The organism is Mycobacterium sp. (assembly GCF_035499775.1).
In the GTDB taxonomy this organism is placed as follows: Bacteria; Actinomycetota; Actinomycetes; order Mycobacteriales; family Mycobacteriaceae; genus Mycobacterium.
Genome location: NZ_DATJYB010000414.1, coordinates 1 through 6,791 on the forward strand (window position 1 = coordinate 1; position 6,791 = coordinate 6,791).

At 65.3% G+C, this 6,791-nt stretch carries 7 protein-coding genes; 4 read left to right on the forward strand and 3 right to left on the reverse strand.

Annotated features, from left to right (window positions below; genetic code table 11):
• Together VML93_RS25750 and VML93_RS25755 are read right to left on the reverse strand one after the other, a co-directional pair.
• The coding region (locus tag VML93_RS25750; RefSeq protein WP_325615098.1) for a RidA family protein at positions 1–378 on the reverse strand (378 nt) is incomplete at its 3' end.
• Positions 379–383: 5 nt separating this feature from the next.
• Positions 384–545, reverse strand: coding sequence for a hypothetical protein (locus VML93_RS25755; RefSeq protein WP_325615099.1), 162 nt, complete (start codon positions 543–545; stop codon positions 384–386).
• Between the two features lie 76 nt (positions 546–621).
• Here VML93_RS25755 and VML93_RS25760 point away from each other — a divergent pair, with 76 nt between their 5' ends.
• Both VML93_RS25760 and VML93_RS25765 read left to right on the forward strand, forming a co-directional pair.
• Positions 622–1,644 carry an ArsA family ATPase gene (locus VML93_RS25760; protein WP_325615100.1) on the forward strand — a complete coding sequence of 341 codons (1,023 nt, stop codon included), beginning with the start codon at positions 622–624 and terminating at the stop codon, positions 1,642–1,644.
• Positions 1,641–2,801 carry an ArsA family ATPase gene (locus VML93_RS25765; protein ID WP_325615101.1) on the forward strand — a complete coding sequence of 387 codons (1,161 nt, stop codon included), beginning with the start codon at positions 1,641–1,643 and terminating at the stop codon, positions 2,799–2,801. Before VML93_RS25760 ends, VML93_RS25765 begins: the two co-directional genes overlap by 4 nt.
• A gap of 228 nt (positions 2,802–3,029) precedes the next feature.
• On the opposite strand, the gene VML93_RS25770 is transcribed toward VML93_RS25765, so the two are convergent.
• The gene (locus tag VML93_RS25770; protein ID WP_325615102.1) at positions 3,030–3,380 is read right to left on the reverse strand and encodes a WhiB family transcriptional regulator; all 351 of its coding nucleotides are present in this window, start codon (positions 3,378–3,380) and stop codon (positions 3,030–3,032) included.
• A 379-nt stretch (positions 3,381–3,759) separates the two neighbouring features.
• Between VML93_RS25770 and ponA2 the strand changes: the two genes are divergently transcribed.
• Both ponA2 and VML93_RS25780 read left to right on the forward strand, forming a co-directional pair.
• Positions 3,760–6,189: a transglycosylase/D,D-transpeptidase PonA2 gene (gene ponA2 / locus VML93_RS25775; protein WP_325615103.1), complete on the forward strand. Its 2,430-nt coding sequence runs from the start codon at positions 3,760–3,762 to the stop codon at positions 6,187–6,189.
• Positions 6,190–6,271: 82 nt separating this feature from the next.
• The coding region (locus tag VML93_RS25780; RefSeq protein ID WP_325615104.1) for a metallophosphoesterase at positions 6,272–6,791 on the forward strand (520 nt) is incomplete at its 3' end.

A 6,791-nucleotide genomic window follows, 5' to 3' on the forward strand; every position in this document is an offset into this window, starting at 1 on the left:
GTCGCCGAACACCTCGGCGAGCAGATCGGAAGCTCCGTTGACAACGCTTGGCTGGCCATTGAATCCCGGAGCGGACGCGACGAACCCGACGACCTTGACCACTTGGACCACCGCGTCGAGACCCACCAGCGCATCCACCGCCGACAACGCGTTGAGCGCGCAGATCCGCGCCAGCGCTTTGGCGTCTTCGGGAGTGATATCGGCGCCGACTTTTCCGGTGCGCGCCAACTTTCCGGACTCGAACGGCAATTGGCCGGCGGTGTAGACCAGGTTGCCGGTGCGTACCGCCGGGACGTAGGCGGCCAGCGGTGCCGCGACTTGGGGTAGCGCGACACCGAGGTGCCCGAGCCGGGCCAACCAGGAGGTTCCAGAGTTCATGACGGCTACTTCGGGCGCTTCAGGTACGCGACATGTTGCTCGCCGGTGGGACCGGTCAGCACTGCCACCAGCTCCCAGCCGTCGGCGCCCCATTGGTCAAGGATCTGTTTAGTGGCGTGCGTCAGCAGCGGGATCGTGGCGTACTCCCACGCGGTCCGTTCGGTCATGACGCGAGCTTATCGGTCGGTCATGACCAGCTCCGGCCAACCCGGAGGCCGGCTAATGCCGTCGGGCTAGCATGCGATGGTGGCAACCACATCTAGCCGCGCTCACTCCGTGGGGTGGCCGGCGCGCTTGTCGAAGGCCCGCTTGCATTTTGTGACCGGCAAAGGCGGCACGGGAAAGTCGACGATCGCGGCCGCGCTGGCACTGACCTTGGCAGCGGGCGGTCGCAAAGTCCTCCTCATCGAAGTCGAGGGGCGCCAGGGGATCGCGCAACTCTTCGATGTCCCACCCCTGCCCTACCAGGAACTCAAGATCGCGACCGCCGAGCGCGGCGGCCAGGTCAACGCCCTGGCGATCGACATCGAGGCCGCGTTCCTGGAGTACCTCGACATGTTCTACAACCTGGGCATCGCGGGCCGGGCGATGCGCCGGATCGGTGCGATCGAGTTCGCGACGACGATCGCCCCCGGCCTGCGCGACGTGCTGCTCACCGGCAAGATCAAGGAAACCGTGATACGCGTCGACAGAAACCGGCTGCCGGTCTACGACGCCATCGTCGTCGATTCGCCCCCGACCGGACGCATCGCGCGCTTCCTGGACGTCACCAAGGCCGTGTCCGATCTGGCCAAGGGTGGGCCGGTGCATTCGCAGGCCGAGGGCGTGGTGCGGTTGCTGCACTCTGACCAGACTGCCATCCACCTGGTGACGCTGCTGGAAGCGCTGCCGGTGCAGGAAACGATGGAAGCCATCGAGGAACTCGCGGAAATGCAACTGCCGATCGGCAGCGTGATCGTCAACCGCAACATTCCGGCCTATCTGGAGCCTGACGATTTGGCCAAGGCCGCCGAGGGAGACGTCGACGCGGACTCGGTGCGGGCCGGTTTGGCGACAGCCGGGATCACCCTCGCCGACGACGATTTCGCGGGCCTGCTCACCGAGACCATCGAGCACGCGACCCGAATCAACGCGCGCGCCGAGAACGCGCAACAGCTCGACGCGTTGAAAGTGCCACGGCTGGAGCTACCGACGATCTCCGACGGCGTCGACCTGGGCAGCCTGTATGAGCTCTCCGAAGCACTTGCACAGCAGGGGGTTCGATGACCAACACGCCGAAAACCCTGGATATTGCCGCGATCCTGGCCGACACCTCCAACCGTGTTGTGGTGTGTTGCGGCGCCGGCGGCGTCGGTAAGACCACCACCGCTGCTGCTATGGCGTTACGCGCTGCCGAATACGGCCGCACGGTAGTCGTTTTGACGATCGACCCGGCCAAGCGTCTGGCACAAGCGTTGGGAGTCAATGACCTTGGCAACACTCCACAACGCGTTCCGTTAGCACCAGAAGTTACGGGCGAGTTGCACGCGATGATGCTCGACATGCGCCGCACGTTCGACGAAATGGTGGTCCAGTACTCCGGATCTGAACGAGCACAGGCGATTTTGGACAACCAGTTCTATCAGACGGTCGCCACCTCGCTTGCCGGCACGCAAGAATACATGGCCATGGAGAAGCTGGGTCAGCTGTTGGCCCAGGACCGCTGGGACCTGGTGGTGGTGGACACTCCGCCGTCGCGCAACGCGCTCGACTTCCTGGATGCGCCAAAAAGGTTGGGCAGCTTCATGGATAGCCGCCTGTGGCGGCTGTTGCTGGCGCCTGGACGAGGCATCGGCCGATTAGTCACCGGCGCAATGGGATTGGCGATCAAGGCGCTGTCCACGGTGCTCGGCTCGCAGATGCTGAACGACGCGGCCGCATTCGTGCAATCTCTGGACGCCACATTCGGGGGCTTCCGGGAGAAGGCGGATCGCACCTACGCGCTGTTGAAGCGCCGCGGCACCCAGTTCGTCGTGGTGTCGGCGGCCGAACCCGACGCGCTGCGCGAGGCGTCCTTCTTCGTCGACCGGCTTTCCCAGGAAGGCATGCCCCTCGCGGGGCTCATCTTGAACCGCACACACCCGCCGTTGTGTGCGTTGCCGGTCGAACGGGCGATCGACGCCACCGAGACGCTGGAGGCCGAGAGCGCCGATTCAGGTGCCGCCGCGCTGACGGCAGCCGTGCTGCGGATCCACGCCGACCGCGGCCAAACCGCCAAGCGGGAGATCCGGCTGCTGTCCCGATTCACCGGCGCCAATCCGAACGTGCCGGTCATCGGGGTTCCGTCGCTGCCATTCGACGTCTCTGACCTGGAGGCTCTCCGCGCCCTCGCCGACCAGATCACTTCCGTCGGCGACGATGCGGCTCGCGCAGCCAGCCGCTGAGAAGCCGGCGAATCAAACCCGCGTCGGCGACGACGCGGCTCGCGCAGCGAGCCGCTGAGCAAAATCTGGGCCGTCCAACCGCCCGATCAGGAACCCGTGTATTACGTGCGCGGCAGATCCGGTTGCGCACAAGCCAATTAGATCTTCAGGGCCAGGCGTCGTAACAGAAATGTAATGGGGCAGTAGAAGCACCGGGGCGTTGGCCCCGACTTCAGATCGCGGGCGGAGTCAGCCGACGCTGCGATTGCGGCGCTTGTCGAAGAAATCTGCCCACGACACCACCTCTGGATGCTGCTTGAGCAGGGCCCTGCGCTGACGCTCGGTCATGCCACCCCAGACGCCAAACTCGACCTTGTTATCCAGCGCGTCCGCCCCGCATTCCTGCATTACCGGACAGTGCCGGCAGATCACCGCGGCTTTGCGCTGGGCGGCGCCTCGAACAAACAACTCGTCAGGATCCGTTGCTCTGCACAGCGCCTTCGACACCCAGGCAATCCGCTCTTCCGCTTCGACGGCGCGGAGGGGGGTAGTCGCAGCAGATAAGTTCGTCCTCCGCGCTGCCGGGCGTGTTCCTGGCACGAGCTGTTCCCTTCCTATCGGCCGCAGTTGCGACCGCCCTCCTCAGGTGCAGACCAATGCTGCGATCTACGCCACACCGTGCACGGCAGTGTTACCTGAATCTCACCGTGTGTCTAAGTTAGGTGGTCAGGTGCCAATTGCGCAACAGTCTGATAACGGTTTTTCTGGGACGCGCGTGCCGTCTGGGCCTCCGACGAGCGTCCGCCCGAGGTCGGCGGACCAAGTTTTAGGCCTCTGAACAGTGACACTTGTGAAAATTCTCGTAACGGCGGTGACGAACCCGCGGGTAACCGCCCTGGCGCGGCCCTAGAAGTTAGGTGAAAGGGTTTTGCGGGCCGGACGAGATGGCGTCGTCGCCGTGGGCGGATACTGTAGACCCATGCCCGATCGTCCCCCGGCCATTCTCACCCTGCTGAAGCTTGCTGGGTGCTGCCTGCTGGCCGGTGTTCTCGCCACCGCACTGATGTTCCCGATGGCGGGTGGACTTGGACTGATGTCCAACCGCGCCTCTGAGGTGGTCGCCAACGGGTCGGCTCAGCTTGTGGAGGGCGCCGTGCCCGCGGTGTCGACGATGGTCGACGCGAAAGGCAACACGATCGCGTGGCTGTACTCGCAGCGCCGGTTCGAGGTGCCCAGCGACAAGATCGCCAACACCATGAAGCTGGCAATCGTCTCGATCGAGGACAAGCGGTTCGCCGAACACAACGGCGTGGACTGGAAGGGCACCCTGACGGGGCTGGCCGGCTACGCATCCGGCGACGTGGAAACTCGTGGTGGCTCGACGATCGAGCAGCAATACATAAAGAACTACCAACTGCTGGTGACGGCCCAGACCGATGCGGAAAAGCGGGCAGCCGTCGAAACCACGCCAGCCCGTAAACTGCGCGAGATCCGGATGGCACTCACGCTGGACAAGACCTTCACCAAGCCGGAGATCCTGACCAAGTACCTGAACCTGGTGTCGTTCGGCAACAACTCGTTCGGCGTGCAGGACGCGGCGCAGACGTACTTCGGCATCAACGCATCCGACCTGAATTGGCAGCAGGCGGCGCTGTTGGCGGGCATGGTGCAGTCGACCAGCACGCTCAACCCGTACATCAACCCCGAAGGCGCCCTGGCCCGGCGGAACCTGGTCCTCGACACCATGATCGAGAACCTGCCCGACAAGGCCGAGGAACTGCGGGCCGCCAAGGCCGAGCCGTTGGGGATTCTGCCGCAGCCCAAGGAACTGCCCCGGGGCTGCATCGCGGCCGGCGACCGGGCATTCTTCTGCGACTACGTCCAGGAGTACCTGTCTCGCGCCGGGATCAGCAAGGAGCAGGTGGCCAGGGGTGGCTACCTGATCAAAACGACGCTTGACCCGGAGGTGCAGAACCCGGTCAAAGCGGCGATCGACAAGTTCGCCAGCCCCACCCTGCCGGGCATCTCCAGCGTGATGAGCGTGATCAAGCCGGGCAAGGATGCCCACCACGTGCTGGCGATGGCCAGCAACCGCACGTACGGGCTGGACCTGGACGCCGGCCAAACCATGCGACCCCAGCCGTTCTCCCTGGTCGGAGACGGCGCCGGGTCCGTTTTCAAGATCTTCACCACGGCCGCCGCGCTGGACATGGGCATGGGCATCAACGCCTCGCTCGACGTGCCGGGCCGGTTCCAGGCCAAAGGGATGGGCAGCGGTGGCGCCAAGGGGTGCCCCAAAGACACCTGGTGCGTGATCAACGCCGGCAACTACCGGGGGTCGATGAATGTCACCGACGCGCTGGCCACCTCGCCCAACACCGCGTTCGCCAAGCTGATCCAGCAGGTTGGGGTGACGCGCACGGTGGACATGGCCATCAAACTCGGCCTGCGCTCCTACGCCAATCCCGGCACCGCCCGCGACTACAACCCGGACAGCAACGAGAGCCTGGCCGACTTCGTCAAACGGCAGAACATCGGTTCGTTCACCCTCGGCCCGATCGAGGTCAACGCGCTCGAGCTGTCGAACGTCGCCGCCACCCTGGCCTCCGGGGGTGTCTGGTGCCCGCCCAACCCAATCGACAAGCTGATCGACCGCAACGGCAATGAAGTCGCGGTGACCACCGAGACGTGCGATCAGGTCGTGCCTCAGGGATTGGCCAACACGCTGGCTAACGCCATGAGCAAAGACGCGACGGGCATGGGCACGGCCGCGGGTTCGGCCGGTGCGGCCGGCTGGGACCTGCCGATGTCGGGCAAGACGGGCACCACCGAAGCACACCGGTCCTCCGGCTTCGTGGGCTTCACCAGCCACTACGCGGCTGCCAACTACATTTACGACGACTCCACGACGCCAACGGATCTGTGCTCGGGGCCGCTGCGCCACTGCGCCGAAGGCGACTTGTACGGCGGCAACGAGCCGGCCCGCACCTGGTTCACTGCAATGAAACCGATCGCGACCGCGTTCGGCGAAGTGAAGCTGCCGCCGACGGATCCCCGCTATGTCGAGGGCTCAGCGGGTTCACGGGTGCCCAGCGTCGCCGGTCTTGAAGTAGACGCAGCGCGCCAGCGCCTGAAACAAGCCGGTTTCCAGGTCGCCGACCAAACCGCCTCGATCAACAGCAGCGCAAAGTACGGCGAGGTAGTCGGAACATCGCCCAGCGGCCAGACGATTCCAGGATCGATCATCACGATCCAGATCAGCAACGGCATCCCGCCGGCGCCGCCTCCACCGCCGGAAGGCGGGCCGCTGCCGCCGCCGATCGGATCCCAAGTGGTCGAGATACCGGGGCTGCCGCCGATCACCATCCCGCTGTTGGGACCTCCGGCCCCACCTCCGCCGCCGCCCTAGGTTGGGCGACGAAAGGGCTCGTCAACGGTGCTGTGTCGTAAGACATGAGCGATGAGTCGGTATCCGGCAGTAGGCTGCCTGCATGGCTGATGTTCTGCCCGCGCTGTTGCGCTCCGGGGCCATCGCACTCGGCTCGACCGTCGCCGGAATCGGTTATGCCTCGATTGTCGAGCGAAACGCGTTCGTCCTACGTGAGCTGACCATGCCTGTGTTGTCGCCGGGCTCGACGCCGCTTCGGGTGCTGCATATCAGCGATCTGCACATGACGCCCAACCAGCGCCGCAAGCAAGCCTGGCTGCGTGAGCTGGCCGCGTGGGAGCCCGATCTGGTGGTCAACACCGGCGACAACCTCGCGCACCCCAAGGCGGTGCCGGCGGTGGTCCAGACCCTGGGCGACCTGCTGTCGCGGCCAGGAGTGTTCGTCTTCGGCAGCAACGACTACTTCGGGCCCCGGCTGAAGAACCCGATGAACTACCTGACCAACCCCGGTCACCGAGCCCGCGGTGAGCCGCTGCCCTGGCAGGACCTGCGGGCGGCGTTCACCGAACGCGGCTGGCTCGACATGACCCACACCCGTCGCGAATTCGAGGTGGCCGGGCTGC